Below are 16,946 nucleotides of genomic sequence, written 5' to 3' on the forward strand. Positions count from 1 at the left end.
CGCTATTGTGGGGCTTTCGGGCTGCCCCCGGCATCTCCCCCCTGCTTCGCCCCCTGGCTGTTGCCGGCGCCGGGCGCGGCAGATCCGCCTTCACCGCGCTGGCCGGGCTGACCTTGTCCGCTGCCCTTGCTGCCCTGGCGCTCGCCGCCGCCCTTGCTCTGGCGGCGCCGCGGCGCGAGGTCCGGCGCGACAGTCTGGTCGTCCTTGCCGACCACGACCTTGACGCCATCGGCGAGGTTGGCGAAGCCCGTGGTGACGACGCGATCGTCCACCGTCAGCCCCTTGGCGACCACCGCTTCGTTCTCGTCCTGCTGAACCACGGTGACCGGCCGCGCGGCGACCACGTCGTCAGCGCCGATGACATAGCTGAAGGTGCCGCCGGGGCCGCGCTGCACGGCCGCCGTCGGGACCACCAGCACCTGGGTCAGTGTCTCGACCTTCAGCCGCACATTGACGAACTGGCCCGGCCACAGCTGGAAGCGGCCGTTGGGAAACTCGGCCTTGAGCTTGACGGTGCCGGTCGTCGGGTCGACCTGGTTGTCGATGCCCTGCAGCAGGCCGGTGTCGGCCACGGTGCGGCCGTCGTTGCCGAACACGTCGACCGCGAGCGCGCCCCTGGCCGCGGCGCCGTTGACCCGGACGATCTGCTGCTGCGGCAGGCTGAACCACACCGTGATCGGCTGCAACTGGGTGATCACCACCAGGCCCGTGGTGTCGGAAGCATGCACGATGTTGCCCTGGTCGACCTGGCGCAGGCCGGCCCGGCCACTGAGTGGCGCGACCACCTTGGTGTAGCCCAGTGTCGTTTTGGCATTATCGATCGCGGCCTGGTCCTGCTTCACCTGGGCTTCATATTGCGCCACAAGCGCGCGCTGGGTGTCGGCCTGCTGGGTCGGCCCGGCCTTGGAGGCCGCCAACTGCTCGTAGCGCACGAGGTCGATGCGGGCATTGGACAGCAGGGCTTCGTCCTGGGCCTTCTTCGCGACGGCCTGGTCGTATTGCGCCTGGTAGATCGCAGGATCGATCTCGGCGAGCACGTCGCCGGCCTTGACGTCCTGGCCTTCCCGGAAATTGACCGCCAGCAGCTTGCCGTCGACCTGGGCGCGTACGGTGACCGTATTGAGGGCCTTCACGGTGCCGACGCCGTCGAGATAGACCGGCACGTCCTGGACTTTGGGTGCTGCGGCCAGCACCGGGACCGCAAGATCCGGTCGGCTACGCGTCGCCGCCGTGCGGGTCTGCTGCAGGTATCCCCAGGCGAGATAGCCGAGGCCGCCGACGATCAGCAGCGCGATGGCAATCGAGACGGTTCGCCGTCGCGCCCGCGACGCGACCCCCGCGACACCGTCGCCGGCCGCTTTCGCCGCGTCCTTCAGTTCGGGCTTAAAGAGCATCAACCGGCCCTTCCATTTTCGGTAACCAGCCTCCCCCCAAGGCCTGATAGAGACTGACGATGGCCTGGAGACGGGCCAATTGTGCCTGCGCCAAAGTGTCCTCGGCCTGAAACAGCGTCAATTGGGTGTTCAGCAGCGTCACGATATCGATCGTGCCCGCCCGCAGCCGCTGCTCGGACAGGTCGAAGGCGCGCCGCGAGGCCGCCTCGGCGGCGGTCTGCAGGCGCAGACGTTCGCTCGTCTGCTTGATCGCGATCAGGGCATTGTCGACGTCGGCGAATGCGGACACCACGGTCTTGCGGTAGGTCTGCAGCAGTTCGTCCTGACGCGCCTTCTGGTAGTCGAAGTTGGCGAGGTTGCGGCCGCCATCGAAGATCGGCTGGGTCGCGCTGGCGGCGATGCTGTAAAATACCGCATTCGGGGTGAACAGCGCCGCCAGCGCCGCGCTCTGGTAGCCGCCCTGGGCCGTCAGCTGGATACTCGGGAAGAATTGCGCGCGGGCGTTGCCGACATTGGCGGTGGCCGAGGCAAGATCCGCTTCCTGGCGGCGGATGTCCGGGCGCTGGGTCAGGAGCTCGGACGGCAGGCCCGGCGTCACACGGGGCACGGCCAGACGGGCCAGGGAGCCGCCCGCGACGCGGACACTTTCCGGCGGTCGCGACACCAGCGTCGCCAGCGCGTTGACGTTCTGCTCAAGGGTCTGGCGCAGTTGCGGCACCGCGGCCTGCTGGGTTGCGAGCACGCTCGCCTGCTGGGCGAGGTCGAGATCGCTCATGGTGCCTGCGTCGAGCCGCTGCTTGATGGCGTCGTAGATACGCTGGGCGCTGGCGATGTTGCGCTGGGCGATACGAATGCGGTCCTGCGACGACAGCACCAGGAAATAGGCGTTGGCGACGGCCGCGTAGGTCGTCAGGGCGATGACGTCGCGGTCGAAGCGGTTGGCGTTCGCGGTCTCCTCGGCGGCCAGCGTGGCGTCGCGGTTCTTGCCCCAGAAATCGATCTCGTAGCTGGCGCTCAGCGACGCCGAATAGGTGGTGACGTTCCGCCCGATATTGGTAAGGCCGCTGGAGCTTGCACCCGATGACTTCGATCGGGTGTCCTGCGCGGTTCCGTTTAACGTCGGCAGCAGCGCCGCGCCGGCGAGACGCGCCTGGGCGTCGGCCTGGACGATGCGCGCGGTCGCCGCGGCGATATCGAGATTGGCGGTCTGCGCCGCTTCCATCAGTGCCGTCAGCTCGGGCGAGCGGAACGCACGCCACCAGTCGAGCGCCGGGGGCGCCGCCTCGGCGGCCTCGCCGCGGGCGGCAAACCTGTAGCCTTGCGGCACATCGAGAGCGGGATCGGGCAGGTCCGCCTTGAGGATGCAACCGGCCGCTGTCACCGCAAGGGCGGCGACGAAGCCAAGCCGCGCAATCAGCCGCCGGCCGTGATGCCCGGCAGTTGTCTTCAGAATCATTGCGCCATCGCGGCCTGCTGACGGTCGGCCCCGCTCCATGGGAGCAGGCGATACAGGTCGGGAACTGGGTTCGTCGGACGCAACTGGCATAGATGGCGGCTGGGCAGCGAGGGGTCCACGTCTTTGGCGCACTTTTGCGCGTATGACCACATCTGAAACCGATGATTCGGGTGCAGGCGTGACCAACCCGTGCGGGTCGGGTCTACCGCCCCGATCGGGCGTGCACCCTACCCCGCCGGCACGCCCTCGCCCAGCCATCAACGGCGTTGTCCCGGGCTCAAAACATTGCCGGGACGAGAAAAATTCCCCTGATCGGCGTTCGCTGCGCTGAAACCGGAACCGGAGGGGTGCCGTAGCTGGCTGCAGGCAACAATTTCGGGGGCGTCCTTATGCGAATCGCGGTGATCGGTACCGGCATTGCGGGCAGTGCGGCGGCATGGGCTTTGTCCCGCCGCTACCCGGTGACGGTTTACGAGCGCGAACTGCGCGCCGGTGGTCACAGCCACACGGTCACCGTCGACTACGATGGCATCCCGATCGCCGTCGATATCGGGTTCATCGTCTACAATACTCTCAACTATCCCGAGCTGACCGCGCTGTTCGGACAGCTCGGTGTCGAGACGGTCGAGAGCTGCATGAGCTTCTCCGTCTCCGCCGATGGCGGGCGCTTTGAATGGAAAGGCGGCGGCGACACTTGGGCGACGACCGCCGCAGGCTTGTTCGCGCAGCCATCCAATCTGCTGTCGCCATCCTATCTGTGGATGCTCCGCGACATCCTGACCTTCAACCGCGTCAGCGTGGAAGACCTTCAGGCCGGTCGCCTGAACGGTCTCAGCCTCGGCGACTACTTCGCGTGGCGCCGCTTCTCGCGGCGGCTGCTGACGGACTATCTGACGCCGATGGGCGCGGCGATCTGGTCGGCGCCGGCGGACCGGATGATGGATTTCCCGGCGGCGAACTTCGTGACGTTCTTCAACAATCATCGTCTGCTGCACGCCGATCGTCCGGTCTGGCGCACGGTAAAGGGCGGCAGCATCAACTATGTGCAGCGGCTGACGGCGGCGTTTCGCGATCACTTGCGGCTCGGTTGCGCCGTGGCCGAGATCGAACGCAAGCCGCATGGCGTGATCGTTCATGACTGCCACGGCCATCGCGAAACCTACGATCATGTCGTGATCGCCGCCCACAGCGACCAGGCGCTGCGCTTGCTGGCCGATCCCTCACCGCAGGAGCAAGGTATTCTCGGCGATATCCGCTACGCGCCCAACATCGTCTACTTGCACCGCGATCCCCGCCTGATGCCGCGTCGGCGGGGTGCCTGGGCGTCATGGAACTTCCTGCGCTGGCCGCGCGAAGGCGCGCCGCTGAACGATGTCGCCGTGACCTACTGGATGAACCGCCTGCAGGGTATCGACGTCGACAAGCCGCTGTTTGTCAGCCTGAACCCGCCGTTTGCACCCGACCCGGCCCTCACCTTCGGCCGCTACCTGTGCGACCATCCCCAGTTCGACGCGCGGGCATTCGCCGCCCAGTCACGGCTGGCCGAGATCCAGGGGCCGCGCCGCACGTGGTTCTGCGGCGCCTGGACCGGTTACGGCTTCCATGAGGACGGGCTGACGTCGGGTCTTGCCGTCGCGCAGGCGCTTGGGGGGACGACCTCCTGGCGGACGCCGGCACTGGCGGAGGCCGCGGAGTAGCGCCGATGGCAGATCACACCGGCCATGGCGATCCGAAGGTGCCAGACGCCGCAAGCCTCTATCGCGGCGATGTCATGCACGCGCGGCTGCGTCCTGTTGGCCACCGCTTCAGCTACCGTGTCATGAGCCTCCTCGTCGATCTCGACCGTCTCGCCGAGGCCGACCGGCAATCGGCGCTGTTCGGCGTCAATCGCCGCGCGCTGTACAGTTTCCATGAGCGCGATCACGGCGACCGCGATGGCGGATCGCTTGCGGCCTATGCCCGCCGGCGCGCCCGCGAGCACGGCGTCGACCTGACCGGTGGGCGGATCGAACTGCTGTGCTATCCGCGCCTCCTCGGCTTCACCTTCAATCCGCTCTCGGTCTATTTCTGCCGCGACGCTGCGGACCGGCTCGCGCTGCTCATCTACGAGGTGCGCAATACGTTTGGCGAGATGCATGCCTACGTCGTGCCGGTACGGCCTGGCGAGCACACCGCGGCAGGAGTGCGCCAGCAGCAAGACAAGATGTTTTATGTGTCACCGTTCATCGGCATGGCGATGCGGTATCATTTTCGCATTGTACCGCCCGCCGATAGGGTGCGGCTGCGCATTCTGGAAACCGACCCCGATGGCCCCCTGCTCGCCGCCACCTTCAGCGGGCAGCGGCGGCGCCTGAGCGGCTGGAGCCTGCTCGGCGCGTTCGTCGGACTGCCGCTGGTGACCATCAAAATCATCGCGGCCATCCACTGGGAGGCCTTGCGTCTTTGGATCAAAGGGGCGAGGCTTGTTCCGCGGACTCGGGCGGATGGTGGCTCTGGGCAGCCCGATCGGCGGCATGGACACGTGCTGCATCCGGACCCGGAGCCGTTGTGATGCGCTGGATTCTGGAATGCCCGAGCCGATCGTTCTCACCCCGGACAACGTCTCCGAAACGCTGCCCGACCTGCCAAGGCTGACGCGCCTTGCGTTCGGCTTCGCGTCGCGGCTGCGGCGTGGCACGCTCGATGTGACGCTTCCCGACGGCCGGCAAGTGCGGTTCGGCGGGCTGGAGCCCGGCCCAGCGGCGCAGATGACCATCCACGATCACGCCTTTGCCTGGCGCCTGCTCAATGGCGGCGACATCGGCATCGCCGAAGCCTATCTGCGGCGCGAGTGGGATACGCCGGACCTGACCCAGTTCCTCTACATCTTCTGCGTCAATCACGATCTGATCCAGGCGATGCTTGGCAACAAGCCATGGATGCGCGTGGTGCAGGCCGTCCGCCACTGGTTCAATCGCAACACGCGCTCGCAGGCGCGGCGCAATATCCATGCGCACTACGACATCGGCAACGCGTTCTACTCGTCGTGGCTGGATTCCAGCATGACGTATTCCTCAGCGCTTTTCGAGGACGGCGCCAGCGACCTGACCGCGGCCCAGCACAACAAGTACCACCGCCTCGCCGAAGGCATCGATCTCAAACCAGGTCAACAGGTGCTGGAAATCGGCTGTGGCTGGGGTGGCTTCGCCGAATATGCCGCCAAGCATTTCGGCGCCCGGGTGGTCGGGCTGACCATCAGCCGCGAGCAGTTCGATTTCGCGCGCAAGCGCATTCATGAGGCGGGCCTTGGCGAGCAGGTCGAGATCCGGCTGCAGGACTACCGCGACGAGCGTAGCCAGTATGATCGCATCGCCTCCATCGAGATGATCGAGGCAGTCGGCGAGGCGTTCTGGCCGCGCTACTTCTCGCAGTTGCGCGATCGCCTGCTGCCGGGCGGCCTTGCCGGCATCCAGGCGATCACCATCCAGGACCGCTTCTTCGACGCCTATCGCCGCGAGGTCGATTTCATCCAGCGCTACGTCTTTCCCGGCGGGATGCTGCCCTCGCCTGCGGTGCTGAAAGCTCTGGGTGAGCGGTTTGGCATTCCTGTCATTCGCGAACGGATTTTCGGGCAAGATTATGCTCGGACGCTGGCGACATGGCGGGATAATTTTCGTGCCGCATGGCCGGACCTGACACCGCAGGGGTTCGACGAGCGCTTCCGCCGGTTGTGGGAATACTACCTCGCCTACTGCGAGGCCGGCTTTCTCTCCGGCAACATCGACGTCCGCCAGGTCATCTTCGCCAAAACCTGATCTGCGCGCAGACCTGTGTCTCGCCAAGGCTTGCTCCTCACGAAGGCCTGAAATTCGGCATTGCGAAATTCGCCGAGGCCTCGACAGCCGTTCACGGCCCTCCGGTATTCGCCCCTTCACCGGGCGGGTTTCCCCTCGGCGGCAAAATGCTCTAGGGTTCGGGCTTGAATCGATCCCGAAGCGTCCAAGGCCCGCGTTCCATCATGCCCATTCATAACGGTGTCGTCGAAGCGATCGGCAATACGCCGCTCATCAAGCTCAAGCATGCGTCGGAGATCACCGGCTGCACCATCCTGGGCAAGGCCGAATTCATGAATCCGGGACAGTCGGTCAAGGACCGCGCTGCGCTCTATATCATCCAGGATGCGGTGCGCCGCGGCGCGCTCAAGCCGGGCGGCGTCATCGTCGAAGGTACGGCCGGCAATACCGGCATCGGGCTGGCGCTGGTCGCCAACGCGCTGGGCTTCCGCTCCGTGATTGTGATCCCGGAGACGCAGAGCCAGGAAAAGAAGGACATGCTGCGGTTGTGCGGCGCCGAGCTGGTCGAGGTCCCCGCGGTTCCCTATGCCAATCCCAACAACTACGTGAAGCTGTCCGGCCGCCTCGCCGAGCAACTCGCCCGGAGCGAGCCGAACGGCGCGGTCTGGGCCAACCAGTTCGACAACGTTGCCAACCGTGAAGCTCACATCGAGACCACCGCCGTCGAGATCTGGCAGCAGACCGACGGCAAGGTGGACGGGTTCGTGGCGTCTGTCGGCTCCGGCGGTACGCTGGCCGGTGTCTCGCTCGGCCTCAAGGCCAGAAACAAGGACATTCGCATCGCCCTCGCCGATCCGCTGGGCTCGGCGCTGTTCTCCTATTACACCACGGGCACGCTCAAGGCCGAAGGCTCCTCGATCACCGAGGGCATCGGCCAGGGCCGCGTCACCGCCAACCTTGAGGGCGCGGTCGTGGACGCCGCCTACCAGATCCCGGACACCGAAGCCGTGCCGCTGATCTTTGACCTGCTGCTGCACGAGGGGCTGTGCCTCGGCGGCTCGACCGGCGTCAACGTCGCCGGTGCCATTCGGCTCGCAAAGGATCTCGGCCCGGGGCACACCATCGTCACCGTGCTCTGCGACTACGGCACGCGCTACCAGTCCAAGCTGTTCAATCCGGAATTCATGCGCGCCAAGAACCTGCCGGTGCCGGAATGGCTGGAGCGGCGCAGCACGCTGAGCGTCCCCTACGAGAAGATCTGACGTTCGCCTCGCGCCGGGGCGAACGTCCCATCGGCGCTGCTAGCGCAGGATCTGGCTGAGGAACAGTTTCGTCCGCGCGTGCTGCGGGTTGGCGAAGAATTCCTGCGGCGTGTTCGTCTCGATGATCTGGCCGGCATCCATGAACACCACGCGATTGGCGACCTCGCGCGCAAAGCCCATCTCGTGGGTCACAACCAGCATGGTCATGCCTTCGCCGGCGAGGTCGACCATGGTGTCGAGCACCTCCTTGACCATCTCGGGATCGAGGGCGGACGTCGGCTCGTCGAACAGCATCACCTTCGGATTCATGGTCAGCGCGCGGGCGATCGCCACGCGCTGCTGCTGACCGCCGGACAGTTGCCCCGGATACTTGTCTGCCTTGTCGGGGATGCGGACGCGCTCGAGGTATTTCATCGCCGCCGCTTCGGCATCCTTGCGCGGCATGTGACGCACCCAGATCGGCGCCAGCGTGCAGTTGTCGAGCACGGTCAGGTGCGGAAACAGGTTGAAGCTCTGGAACACCATGCCGACGTCGCGGCGCACCTCGTCGACGCGGCGCAGGTTCGGGCCGAGAGCGATCCCGTTGACGACGATACGGCCTTCCTGGAATTCCTCCAGCGCGTTGATGCAGCGGATCAAGGTCGATTTGCCGGAGCCCGACGGCCCACAGATCACGATACGCTCACCAGCCGTGACGTCGAGGCCGATGTCGCGCAACACGTGGAATTCGCCGAACCACTTGTTCAGGCCTGCGATGGTCACGATCGGTTCAGCGGTCATGAAGGTCCTTCTCAGGAGCGTCGGTGCGCATTGAGGCGGCGCTCGACGAACAGCGAATAGCGCGACATGCCGAAGCAGAACACGAAGTAGATGATGCCGGTGAAGGCGAATCCGGTGAACAGCGTCGTCGGCGTCGCCCACACCGGGTCGGCGAACGCCGCCCGCAGCGATCCCAGCAGGTCGAAGATGGCGACGATCAGGACCAGCGTGGTGTCCTTGAACAGGGCGATGAAGCTGTTGACGAGGCCGGGAATGACATGGCGCAGCGCCTGTGGCAACACCACGAGCGAGGTCGTCTTCCAGTACGACAGCCCGAGCGCGCTCGCCGCCTCCGCCTGCCCGCGCGGGATCGCCTGCAGGCCACCGCGAATGACCTCGGCATTGTAGGCGCCGGCGAACAGCGCGATGCCGATCAGCACGCGCAGCAGGCCGTCGATGGTGAAGTTGCCCGGCAGGAACAGCGGCAGCATGTAGGTTGCAAAAAACAACACCGTAATCAACGGCACACCGCGCCAGAACTCGATGAAGGCGATGGCGAACACGCGGACCAGTGGAATGCTGGCGCGCCGGCCGAGCGCGAGTGCGATGCCGATCGGCATCGAGCCGACGATGCCGGTGACCGAGACGATGAGGGTCACGAGAAGGCCGCCATAGAGGCGGCTGTCGACCACCGGCAGTCCGCCGCGGTCGAGCCCGAGGGCTGCGATGACAAGGCCGATGCAGGCGAACGTGACCGCGCTGACGACAAGTGCACGCCAGCCGGTGCGGAACGCGCCGTTGAGCAGGAACAGCAGCGCCGAGACGACGATGGCGGTGAGCACGAGGTCCGCCCAGACCGGTTGTCCGGTCGCACGAATTGCCTCGCGCAGCCATGTCAACGGCATGATCGGGATGGCGAGCACACTGCCGAGCAGGACCAGCGCCTTGCCGAGGGCCAGTGGTATGAGGCCGAGCGTACCCTGCCCCTCGCCCAGTGCCGCCAGCCCGCGGCCAGCCTCGACCAGGCTGTTGGCGAGACCGAGCGCGCCATCGGCGAACCATGTGAAGCCGAAGCCGGCAATGCCGCCGCCGCGCAGCAGGAAGAACGCCACCACGGGAAAGGCCAGGAAGAACAGCCCCGCATTCAGCGCCTTCGCCGGCAGGCGCGGAATCAGAAGCGGAAGCAGCAGCGCGGCCGCGAGCAGGAAGATCAGGTTGACGCGCCAGCGCGCCTCGGCCGGATAGAAGCCATAGATCAGTTGGATCAGCTTGGCCTGGATGAACGGCCAGCACGCGCCGACCGGACGGCCGATGGCCTCGGGCAGGCAGGCGTTGCGGTCCTGGCCTTGCCATACGGCGTCGACAAGCAGAAAGCGGATCGTCGGCACCAGGACGCTGGCGAACAGCAGCGCACTGACGATGGTCAGCACTGCGTTCGTCGGGGTATTGAACAGCCGCGTGCGCACAAAACCGATCAGTCCTGTCGTGACCATCGGCGCCGGACGCTGCGGCGCCAGGTCCCGGCGGACGAAAGCGCTGGCGGGCGTGTCCGTCATGTCGCACCGAGGCTTCGGTTGAGGCGCCAGCCGTAGACGCTCATGAGCGCGCTGGTGATCAGCGAAATCACGAGATAGACGCCCATCGTGATGGCGATGATCTCGATCGCCTGCCCGGTCTGGCTCAGCGTTGTGCCGGCGAACACCGAGAACAGGTCGGGATAGCCGATGGCGACCGCGAGCGAGGAGTTCTTGGTCAGGTTGAGGTACTGATTGGTGAGCGGCGGCAGGATCACCCGCATCGCCTGCGGGATGACAATGAGGCGCAGCGTGGCACCGCGCGACAGGCCGAGCGATTCCCCGGCCTCCATCTGTCCCCGGTTGACCGAGAGCACGCCGGCGCGGACGATCTCGGCGATGAACGCTGCGGTATAGGTCGACAGCGCGACGGTCAGCGCGACGAATTCGGGGATGATGCGCGTGCCGCCGGCGAAGTTGAAACCGCGGAGTGCCGGCATCTCGAAGCTCAGAGGCGCTCCGTATGCCAGAGCGGTGATCGCCGGCAGACCGACCAGCGCCGCGAGGCTGTACGGCCACAGCCGCAACCGGCGGCCATATTCGTACAGCGCGTGGCGCCTGTAGACTCGCAGGCCGGCGGCAATGATGATGGCAAGAACGAGTGCCGCAACGAACGGAAAAAATCCATCGAGCGGGACCGGCCGGGGCACGACGAAGCCACGGTTGTTGAGAAATGCGCCGCCGAACAGCGACAGGCTCTGACGCGGGCTCGGCAATGCCGCGAGCACTGCGAGATACCAGAACAGGATCTGGAACAGCAGCGGCAGGTTACGAACGAGTTCGACATAGCCGCCGGCAAGACGCGCCAGCAGCCAGTTCGGCGACAGCCGTCCGAGACCGATCATGAAGCCGATCACGGTCGCGAACACGATCCCGATCACGGAGACGACCAGGGTGTTCAGCAGCCCGACGACGAACACGCGTCCGTAGGTGCTGGATTCCGAGAACGGGATCAGCGCCTGGCTGACCGCGAATCCGGCCGTGTTGGAGAGGAAGCCGAAACCCGAGGCGGTATGCTGCGCCTGAAGGTTGGCGCGAGCGTTGGCCACGATCTCATAGCCGACCCACGCGAGAAGGGCGAGCAGGACGAGTTGCAGCACGACGCCGTTCCACCCGGCCCTGCCGCCGAGCGCGCGCCGCAGCTTGTGGCGGAGCTGCGACGGCGGTGGGCGGGCATCGATCGCCATGGTGCGGCGTTCTGCCGGCGGTCTCAGCGGATCGGCGGCGCGTACTGGATGCCGCCCTGGTTCCACAGCTTGTTGAGGCCGCGGGAGATCTGCAGCTTCGAACCGGCGCCGACGTTGCGATCGAACGACTCGCCGTAGTTGCCGACCGCGCGGATGATGCGGGAGAACCAGTCCTTGGTCAGGCCGAGCTGCTCGCCGAGATTGCCGTCGGTTCCATAGATGCGCTTGAGCTCCGGCTTGTCGGATTTTGCCATCTCGTCGACGTTCTTTTGCGTGATGCCAAGTTCTTCCGCATTGACCATCGCGAACAGCGTCCATTTGACGATGTCGAACCACTGGTCGTCGCCGTGGCGAACCACCGGGCCGAGCGGTTCCTTGGAGATCACCTCGGGAAGCACGGCGTGATCGTTCGGGTTCGCGAGCTTGAGCCGTTCGGCATAGAGCTGGGAGACGTCGGCGGTGAACACGTCGCAGCGCCCGGCTTCGTACGCCTTCACGGTTTCATCGGCGGTGCTGAACGCGATGATCTCGTACTTCATGTTGTTGGCCTTGAAGTAGTCGGCCACGTTCTGCTCGTTGGTGGTGCCGGTCTGCACGCACAGCGAAGCGCTGTTCAGCTCGAGCGCCGAATTCACCTTGAGCGACTTGCGCACCAGGAAGCCCTGCCCGTCATAGTAGCTCACGCCGGTATAGTTGAGGCCGAGCGAGGTGTCGCGCGACAGCGTCCAGGTCGAATTGCGCGACAGCACATCGATCTCGCCGGACTGCAGCGCGGTGAAGCGATCCTTGGCCGACAGCGGCACGAACTTGACCTTGGCCGGATCGTCGAACAAGGCGGCGGCGATGGCGCGGCAGACGTCGACGTCGAGCCCTGCCCAGTTGCCCTTGTCGTCGGGAGCCGAGAATCCCGGCAGTCCCTGGCTGACGCCGCAGGACAGAACGCCGCGGTCCTTCACGGTCTTCAGCGTCTGTGCCTCGGCGCCCTGGAGTGAAGCGCCAGCGATCAGCACGAGGGCGGAGACGACGGACAGGCGTTTCATGACAGGACCTTTCACATTGGCGGCGCATATGGCCGAGCGCCCCGCGCGCAAAACCATGCTATGGATGCGCGGCAGGACGGGATAAACCTTTGCGGCGCATAACAGAACGGCGGCCCTTGCAGGTCAAGGGGTTGACGGCTTCCTTCCCCCGTCCTCTTATCGGTCCGCATCGTTCCGTTCGCGTCGCTGAGGAGCGAGCCGAATCTCCCTCATCACCCGAATTTTGCTGTCGTCTGCTGCCATGGCCGATTCCAAGGATCCTCGCCTCGCCCCCGAAACAGCGCTCGTGACCGCGGGCCGTGACACCGTGGCGCAGAAGGGGTTTGTCAATCCGCCGATCGTGCGCGGCTCGACCGTGCTCTATCCCACGGCCGACGACCTGCTGCATCATCGCAGCGAATTCTCCTATGGCCGCCACGGCACGCCGACGACCCGGGCGCTGCAGGACGCGCTGATCGCGCTCGAGGGGCCGCAATGCAAGGGCGTCGGCCTCGCCCCCTCCGGCCTTGCGGCGATCTCGACCGCGCTGCTGGCGGTGCTCAAGGCCGGCGATCATCTGCTTGTCGCCGACAGCATCTACCGTCCGACCCGTGCGTTCTGTGACGGCCTGCTGACACGTTACGGCATCGAGGCCACCTACTTCGATCCGCTGATCGGCGGGGGCATCGAAGCGTTGTTCCGGCCCAACACCCGCGTTGTCATGGTCGAGGCGCCGGGGTCGCAGTCATTCGAGATGCCGGACATTCCGGCGATCGCGGCTGTCGCGCACGCCCGTGATGCGCTGGTCATCGACGACAACACCTGGGCGACGCCATTGTTTCATCGTTCGCTCGAACAGGGCGTCGACATCAGCGTGCAGGCCGGCACCAAATACATCGGCGGCCATTCCGACATCATGTTCGGGACCATTTCCGCCAATGCCAGGGCCTGGCCGCTGATTACCGAGGCGATCCGGCTGCTCGGCGTCTGCGTCGGCCCGGATGATGTCTTTCTGGCGTTGCGCGGCCTGCGCACGCTGGCGGTACGACTTGCCCATCACCAGCAGGCCGGCATCGAGATCGCGCGCTGGCTCGCCGAACGCCCCGAGGTGCAGCGGGTGCTGCATCCCGCCCTCGACGGGGATCCCGGTCACGCCATCTGGAAGCGGGATTTCACCGGCGCCAGCGGGCTGTTCAGCATCGTCCTCAAGCCCGCGCCGCAGGCCGCGGTCAATGCCTTGCTCGATACCCTGACGCTGTTCGGCATGGGATTCTCCTGGGGCGGCTTCGAGAGCCTTGTCATCCCCTTCGACTGCGCGTCCTATCGGACCGCGACGAACTGGGAGCCCGGCGGTCCGACGCTGCGCTTTCACATCGGTCTCGAGCAGATCGACGATCTCAAGGCCGATCTCGCGCGCGGCTTCGCGGCGTTCAACGCCGCAGTGTAACGCAGCGTTTCGCGCTCGCGCGGGTGGAAACGCAGCCCACAGATCCCATATGTCGTGAAGCGTCGAGCGCGCGCGACACGACCTGACGTGTCGATCCGTACTGCCGTGAGAGTGTCCGCGGCAGCCCCCTGAACAGCCGGGCCATTGTCCGGCAGGACCGTGGACGGAGACGCAGAGCATGGGAACCCTTGTCCTTCTCGATCTGATGGGCGCCGTTGCGCTGCTGTTGTGGGGCCTGCACATGGTCCGCAGCGGCATCCTGCGCGCGTTCGGCGGCGAGCTGCGCAAGGGCCTGTCGAGGGCGCTCGGCAATCGCTTCACTGCTTTTGCTGCGGGCCTGGGCCTCACCGCAGTGCTCCAGAGCAGCACGGCGACCGCGCTGATCACGACTTCGTTCGCCGCAGAAGGTCTCGTTGCCCTCGCCCCGGCGCTCGCGATCATGCTCGGCGCCAATGTCGGCACCACACTGATCGTCCAGCTGCTGTCGTTCAATATCGCCGAGGTCGCGCCGATCCTGTTCATCCTTGGTCTCGTCGCCTTTCGCAACGGACCGCGCAGCCGCATCAAGGACATGGGCCGGGTGTCGATCGGCCTTGGTCTGATGCTGCTGTCACTGCACATCCTGCTCGACACGCTCGCGCCGGCTGAGAACGCGCCGGCGGTGCGCGTGCTGATGGGCGCGATCACCGGCGATCCGGTGCTGTGCATCGTCATCGCTGCTGCCGTGACCTGGGCGGCGCATTCCAGCGTCGCCACCGTCCTGCTTGTCATGTCGCTGGCCTATTCGCAGTTCATCACGCCGGCGGCCGCGATTGCGCTGGTGCTCGGCGCCAACCTCGGCAGCGCCATCAATCCGATCATCGAGGGCGCGCGCCGCGATCGCCCCGAGAGCTATCGCCTGCCCGTCGGCAACCTCGTCAACCGTCTGGCCGGCATCGCGCTGGTGCTGCCGTTGCTGCATCCGCTGAGCCAGATGGCCGCGCAGTGGCAGCCGGACATGGCAAAGCTGACGGCCCAGATCCACGTCGTCTTCAACATCGTGACGGCGGTTGCCTTCATCGGCATTCTCGGTCCGCTGGCCCGCCTGCTGGAGCGCGTGTTCCCGGTTCGCGCCCTCGCCGACGATCCCGCGGCGCCGCGCTACCTCGACGCCAGTGCCATCGAGACGCCGGCGCTGGCGCTTGTCGATGCCGCCCGCGAGACGCTGCGTGTCGGCGACATGGTCGAGATCATGCTGCACAAGGTGATGATCGCGCTGCTGACCAACGACCGCGCGCTGGCGGCCGACGTCTCGCGCATGGACAACACCGTCGATCGCCTGCACGAGGCGATCAAGCTCTATCTCACCCGCCTGACGCGCGGCAGCCTCGACGAGCACGAGGGCCATCGTGCCATGGAGATCATCGCGTTCGCGATCAATCTCGAGCATGTCGGCGATATCATCGACAAGAATCTCAGCGAACTGGCAGCCAAGAAGACCAGGCGCCGGCTGCAGTTCTCGCCGGAGGGGGCGGCCGAACTCGCCGCCTTCCACAGGCGTGTGCTGGATAGCCTGCGGCTGGCGTTCGCGGTGTTCATGTCCGGTGACGTCGATGGTGCACGACAGTTGCTCGCCGACAAGACCGAGCTGCGGGCCATCGAGGTCGCGGCCACCGAGCGCCATCTCGACCGCCTGCGTGAAGGCCGTCCGGAGACCGTCGAGACCACGTCGCTGCATCTCGACGTGCTGCGCGACCTCAAGCGAATTCACTCGCACATCAGCGCGACGGCCTACCCGGTGCTGGAAGCCGCGGGCGAATTGCCGCCGCTGGAAAAGCCCGAGCACGGCCATTCGCCGCTGGCCACGACGGCGCGGCCGGCGACCTGAACGGCTCCGGCGGTTCTACTCGCCGGACGCCGTCTGCCGGCCGTACAGCATGATGAAATAGAGATTGCGCGCGTAGACCACGAGGCCGAGCGCCTGGCCGGCGATGAACACCGGGTCACGGCGATAGAGCGCATAGATCAGCAGCAGCACGCCGCCGCCGACGGAGAAGAACCAGAACGCCGACGGCACCACGCTCTTGCGCGCCCGTTCGGAGGCGATCCACTGCACCACGAAGCGCATCGTGAACAGCGCCTGGGCAGCGAAGCCCAGCACCACCCAGCCGTCGAAATTCATGACAAAGACGTCATGCAGGTAAGCGCTGAGCTTGGTCAGGATATCAGCCGACATGGGCAGTCACCTCGGTTGCGACCGGCGTGGATTTCTTGCGCCGGATCAGCCACCACACCCCTGCGAGGTCCATGATGCCGACCCAGAGCCGGTCGAAGAAGCCATAGTTCGAAACGCCGGCATGGCGCGGGCGATCGATCACATCGACGTAAGCGATCTCGAAGCCTTCACGCCGAACCAGCGCCGGCAGGAAGCGGTGCAGTCCGTCGAAATACGGCAACGACAGGAAGACGTCGCGGCGGAACGCCTTGAGGCCGCAGCCGGTGTCGCGTGTGCCGTCGCGCAGCACCGACTTGCGTACGGCGTTGGCCACGCGCGACTGGAATTTCTTGAAGCCGGTGTCCTTGCGGCCGACGCGCTGGCCGGCGACGAGACCGAGCCTGGCGCCGCCCTCCTCGAGGCAACCGATGAGGTCGCGCAGGAATTGCGGATTGTTCTGGCCGTCGCCATCGAGGGTGGCAACGATGGCGCCGCGGGCGAAACGCACGCCGGTGCGCACGGCCGCGGACTGGCCGGACGACTGGGCATGACGGATCTGACGCAGTTCCGGATGTGTCCGCATCAGCTCCGTCAGGCGATCGGCGGTGGCGTCGGTCGAGCCGTCGTTGACGTAGATGATCTCGTAGGCCCAGCGGCCGTCGAGCGCGGCCACGATCTCGGCGATCAGCGGGGCGACATTGTCCTGCTCGTTGCGGACCGGCACGACGATCGACACCGCGGGAACCGGGCGGGCGGCATCGGAAGGCATGGTGTTCATCGTTCTATCAATCCGCCGGACACAGCCGTTGCGCAGGCAAGCGCCACGGCGCCGGCCGATTGCTGAAAACCTCTTTTCGTCCAATATCTTGCAGGCTTTTGGC

14 protein-coding genes are annotated in these 16,946 nt (G+C 66.0%); 6 read left to right on the forward strand and 8 right to left on the reverse strand.

The genetic code is table 11. The annotated features are described in order from the left end of the window. Window positions 1-2: 2 nt before the first annotated feature. Together JQ639_RS00685 and JQ639_RS00690 are read right to left on the reverse strand one after the other, a co-directional pair. Window positions 3-1,394 carry an efflux RND transporter periplasmic adaptor subunit gene (locus JQ639_RS00685; RefSeq protein ID WP_211970017.1) on the reverse strand — a complete coding sequence of 464 codons (1,392 nt, stop codon included), beginning with the start codon at window positions 1,392-1,394 and terminating at the stop codon, window positions 3-5. Beyond that, window positions 1,384-2,850 (reverse strand): efflux transporter outer membrane subunit, encoded by a 1,467-nt coding sequence (locus JQ639_RS00690; protein ID WP_211970018.1) that lies wholly within the window; start codon window positions 2,848-2,850, stop codon window positions 1,384-1,386. The genes JQ639_RS00685 and JQ639_RS00690 overlap by 11 nt, the downstream gene beginning before the upstream one ends. A gap of 389 nt (window positions 2,851-3,239) precedes the next feature. On the opposite strand from JQ639_RS00690, the gene JQ639_RS00695 reads away from it, so the two are divergent. From JQ639_RS00695 to JQ639_RS00710, 4 genes are all read left to right on the forward strand, one after another. Beyond that, the gene (locus JQ639_RS00695; protein ID WP_211970019.1) at window positions 3,240-4,547 is read left to right on the forward strand and encodes an NAD(P)/FAD-dependent oxidoreductase; all 1,308 of its coding nucleotides are present in this window, start codon (window positions 3,240-3,242) and stop codon (window positions 4,545-4,547) included. Between the two features lie 5 nt (window positions 4,548-4,552). Next, a complete protein-coding gene (locus JQ639_RS00700; protein ID WP_211970020.1) occupies window positions 4,553-5,401 on the forward strand; it encodes a DUF1365 domain-containing protein in 849 nt (282 codons plus the stop codon). Window positions 5,402-5,417: 16 nt separating this feature from the next. Beyond that, a complete protein-coding gene (locus JQ639_RS00705; protein WP_211970021.1) occupies window positions 5,418-6,644 on the forward strand; it encodes an SAM-dependent methyltransferase in 1,227 nt (408 codons plus the stop codon). 203 nt (window positions 6,645-6,847) lie between these two features. Next, on the forward strand, window positions 6,848-7,885 hold the full coding sequence (locus tag JQ639_RS00710) for a cysteine synthase A (RefSeq protein WP_211970022.1): 1,038 nt from the start codon (window positions 6,848-6,850) through the stop codon (window positions 7,883-7,885). Between the two features lie 39 nt (window positions 7,886-7,924). On the opposite strand, the gene JQ639_RS00715 is transcribed toward JQ639_RS00710, so the two are convergent. From JQ639_RS00715 to JQ639_RS00730, 4 genes are read right to left on the reverse strand one after another with little or no spacing between them, the layout of a single operon-like run. Continuing rightward, complete coding sequence (locus JQ639_RS00715; protein ID WP_249123622.1) at window positions 7,925-8,665, reverse strand: amino acid ABC transporter ATP-binding protein; 741 nt, start codon at window positions 8,663-8,665, stop codon at window positions 7,925-7,927. Window positions 8,666-8,676: 11 nt separating this feature from the next. Further along, entirely contained in the window at window positions 8,677-10,200 is a 1,524-nt protein-coding gene (locus JQ639_RS00720; RefSeq protein WP_211970023.1) for an amino acid ABC transporter permease, read from the reverse strand. Continuing rightward, window positions 10,197-11,405 carry an amino acid ABC transporter permease gene (locus JQ639_RS00725; RefSeq protein WP_211970024.1) on the reverse strand — a complete coding sequence of 403 codons (1,209 nt, stop codon included), beginning with the start codon at window positions 11,403-11,405 and terminating at the stop codon, window positions 10,197-10,199. Before JQ639_RS00725 ends, JQ639_RS00720 begins: the two co-directional genes overlap by 4 nt. Window positions 11,406-11,428: 23 nt before the next feature. Further along, complete coding sequence (locus JQ639_RS00730) at window positions 11,429-12,445, reverse strand: amino acid ABC transporter substrate-binding protein (protein ID WP_211970025.1); 1,017 nt, start codon at window positions 12,443-12,445, stop codon at window positions 11,429-11,431. Between the two features lie 241 nt (window positions 12,446-12,686). On the opposite strand from JQ639_RS00730, the gene metC reads away from it, so the two are divergent. After that, window positions 12,687-13,871, forward strand: coding sequence for a cystathionine beta-lyase (gene metC, locus JQ639_RS00735; RefSeq protein ID WP_211970026.1), 1,185 nt, complete (start codon window positions 12,687-12,689; stop codon window positions 13,869-13,871). 178 nt (window positions 13,872-14,049) lie between these two features. After that, on the forward strand, window positions 14,050-15,738 hold the full coding sequence (locus tag JQ639_RS00740; protein ID WP_211970027.1) for a Na/Pi cotransporter family protein: 1,689 nt from the start codon (window positions 14,050-14,052) through the stop codon (window positions 15,736-15,738). Between the two features lie 15 nt (window positions 15,739-15,753). Here JQ639_RS00740 and JQ639_RS00745 read toward each other — a convergent pair whose 3' ends face one another. Beyond that, on the reverse strand, window positions 15,754-16,086 hold the full coding sequence (locus JQ639_RS00745; RefSeq protein ID WP_211970028.1) for a lipid-A-disaccharide synthase N-terminal domain-containing protein: 333 nt from the start codon (window positions 16,084-16,086) through the stop codon (window positions 15,754-15,756). Further along, window positions 16,076-16,843 (reverse strand): glycosyltransferase family 2 protein, encoded by a 768-nt coding sequence (locus tag JQ639_RS00750; protein WP_211970029.1) that lies wholly within the window; start codon window positions 16,841-16,843, stop codon window positions 16,076-16,078. Before JQ639_RS00750 ends, JQ639_RS00745 begins: the two co-directional genes overlap by 11 nt. Window positions 16,844-16,946 lie beyond the last annotated feature (103 nt).

The organism is Bradyrhizobium sp. U87765 SZCCT0048, assembly GCF_018131225.1.
In the GTDB taxonomy this organism is placed as follows: Bacteria; Pseudomonadota; Alphaproteobacteria; order Rhizobiales; family Xanthobacteraceae; genus Bradyrhizobium_A.

What these genes read in the sequence shown, in the direction of transcription:
- JQ639_RS00695 (WP_211970019.1), top strand. Translation starts at nt 3,240, where the DNA reads ATGCGAATCGCGGTGATCGGTACCGGCATTGCGGGCAGTGCGGCGGCA.
- JQ639_RS00705 (WP_211970021.1), top strand. Translation starts at nt 5,418, where the DNA reads ATGCCCGAGCCGATCGTTCTCACCCCGGACAACGTCTCCGAAACGCTG.
- JQ639_RS00750 (WP_211970029.1), bottom strand. Translation starts at nt 16,843, where the DNA reads ATGAACACCATGCCTTCCGATGCCGCCCGCCCGGTTCCCGCGGTGTCG.
- JQ639_RS00715 (WP_249123622.1), bottom strand. Translation starts at nt 8,665, where the DNA reads ATGACCGCTGAACCGATCGTGACCATCGCAGGCCTGAACAAGTGGTTC.
- JQ639_RS00745 (WP_211970028.1), bottom strand. Translation starts at nt 16,086, where the DNA reads ATGTCGGCTGATATCCTGACCAAGCTCAGCGCTTACCTGCATGACGTC.
- JQ639_RS00730 (WP_211970025.1), bottom strand. Translation starts at nt 12,445, where the DNA reads ATGAAACGCCTGTCCGTCGTCTCCGCCCTCGTGCTGATCGCTGGCGCT.
- metC (WP_211970026.1), top strand. Translation starts at nt 12,687, where the DNA reads ATGGCCGATTCCAAGGATCCTCGCCTCGCCCCCGAAACAGCGCTCGTG.
- JQ639_RS00700 (WP_211970020.1), top strand. Translation starts at nt 4,553, where the DNA reads ATGGCAGATCACACCGGCCATGGCGATCCGAAGGTGCCAGACGCCGCA.
- JQ639_RS00710 (WP_211970022.1), top strand. Translation starts at nt 6,848, where the DNA reads ATGCCCATTCATAACGGTGTCGTCGAAGCGATCGGCAATACGCCGCTC.
- JQ639_RS00740 (WP_211970027.1), top strand. Translation starts at nt 14,050, where the DNA reads ATGGGAACCCTTGTCCTTCTCGATCTGATGGGCGCCGTTGCGCTGCTG.
- JQ639_RS00725 (WP_211970024.1), bottom strand. Translation starts at nt 11,405, where the DNA reads ATGGCGATCGATGCCCGCCCACCGCCGTCGCAGCTCCGCCACAAGCTG.
- JQ639_RS00685 (WP_211970017.1), bottom strand. Translation starts at nt 1,394, where the DNA reads ATGCTCTTTAAGCCCGAACTGAAGGACGCGGCGAAAGCGGCCGGCGAC.
- JQ639_RS00690 (WP_211970018.1), bottom strand. Translation starts at nt 2,850, where the DNA reads ATGATTCTGAAGACAACTGCCGGGCATCACGGCCGGCGGCTGATTGCG.
- JQ639_RS00720 (WP_211970023.1), bottom strand. Translation starts at nt 10,200, where the DNA reads ATGACGGACACGCCCGCCAGCGCTTTCGTCCGCCGGGACCTGGCGCCG.